The sequence below is a fragment of the Kitasatospora sp. NPDC091257 genome, assembly GCF_044757675.1.
In the GTDB taxonomy this organism is placed as follows: Bacteria; Actinomycetota; Actinomycetes; order Streptomycetales; family Streptomycetaceae; genus Kitasatospora; species Kitasatospora lactacystinica.
This window is the reverse complement of the sequence record NZ_JBIVVI010001739.1, coordinates 1-1331: the sequence shown is the minus strand read 5'-3', so window position 1 is coordinate 1331 and position 1331 is coordinate 1. Positions and strand designations below refer to the sequence as shown.

General features: G+C 78.3%; 1 protein-coding gene. It reads right to left on the bottom strand.

The features are described from left to right. Positions 1 to 70 precede the first annotated feature (70 nt). On the bottom strand, positions 71 to 1225 hold the full coding sequence (locus tag ACIQOV_RS41680) for a hydrolase (protein WP_401056388.1): 1155 nt from the start codon (positions 1223 to 1225) through the stop codon (positions 71 to 73). Positions 1226 to 1331 lie beyond the last annotated feature (106 nt).

Genomic DNA, 1331 nt, shown 5'->3' with positions numbered 1-1331 from the left:
AGCAACAGCGCCTTTCCGCCGGACAGTTCGAGGTTCTCGAACTTGTCGGAGGAAGCGGTGAAGGTGCGGCTCAGGTCGTCGGTGGACTTGCGGGCAGGCTGTCCCCGCGCACCGCCAGCAGCTCCGCCGGGAACCCGGCGTCCACCCGGACCGGGGCCAGCCCGAGCGCCGCCCGGGCCTGGTTCGCCACCGCGTCGTACGCCGCCGCCGGGTCCAGCTCCCCACCGGCCGACAGCAGGTACGCCGACTCCAGCGGATCCGCCCGGCCGACCGGGTTGGACGGGTCGCGCAGCGCCCCGCTGCCCGCCGCCAGCGGCACCCTGGCGGCGGCCAACTCCCTTACCAGGCCCGGCCGCAGGCCCGTCGTCCGGCCTTCCAGTCCGGTGCAGCCGCCGTTCTGCGGCAGGCAGACGACCCGGATCCCGCTGGTCGCCAGCACCGTCGACCCGCCCCGGGCCAGCGCCCCGCACGGGCCGAGCGTCACCCGCGGCCGTAGCGGCGCCAACGCGCCCGCCATCCGGGCGAGTTGGGCGGCGTCGGCGGCGCCGGTGTGCAGGTCCACCGGACAGTCCGCCTCCCGGGCGGCCTCCAGCAGCAGCTGCACGTACCCGGCCGGGTCCGGATCCAGGTCCGGGCAGCCGCCGGCCGCGGTGGCGCCCAGCTTGAGCGCCTCGCGCAGCTGCGCCCGGCCGTCCGCGCCGGCCCGCCCGGTGAGCAGCCGGGGCATCGCCACCGCCTGGAGTTCGGCCAGCCCGCGCAGCGCCTGCCGGGCGGTGAGCACCGCCTCCAGTCGGCGCAGTCCGTGCACGTCGCCGATCCGGACGTGGGTGCGCTGGGCGGTGGCGCCGTAGCCGAGCGAGGTCAGCGCGGCCTCGGTGACCCGGCGGGTGAGGTCGGCCGGGGTGTCCGGCGGCGGGGCGGCCAGCGCGGCGGAGAACGCGGTGTCGTAGTGGGCGTGCGCCTCGGCGGGGGCCGGGAGCAGCAGGTAGCCGCGCAGGTCGATCCGGGCGCCGGTGGTGACGGTGGGCGCGCCGGGCAGGGCGGGCAGTGGGCCGAGGCTGCCGACGGTGCCGACCGCCTGGATCCGGTCGCCGCTGATCCGGACGTCCACCACCCGCCCGTCGGCCAGCCGGGCGCCGGTGAGGAGCAGGACCGGGCCGTGCCCGAGCGGGTTGGCCGCCGGGCCGGGTCCGGAGTGCGGCCCGTCGGCGGCTGCGCTGTCCATCGCCGGCTCCTTCTCGCGTCGGCCCGTGCGGTCGGCCCCGGGCCGCTGGCCCGTACCGCCGGGCGGTCCTCCCGATCAATGAGCGTCGAGCCTATGGGCCCGGGGG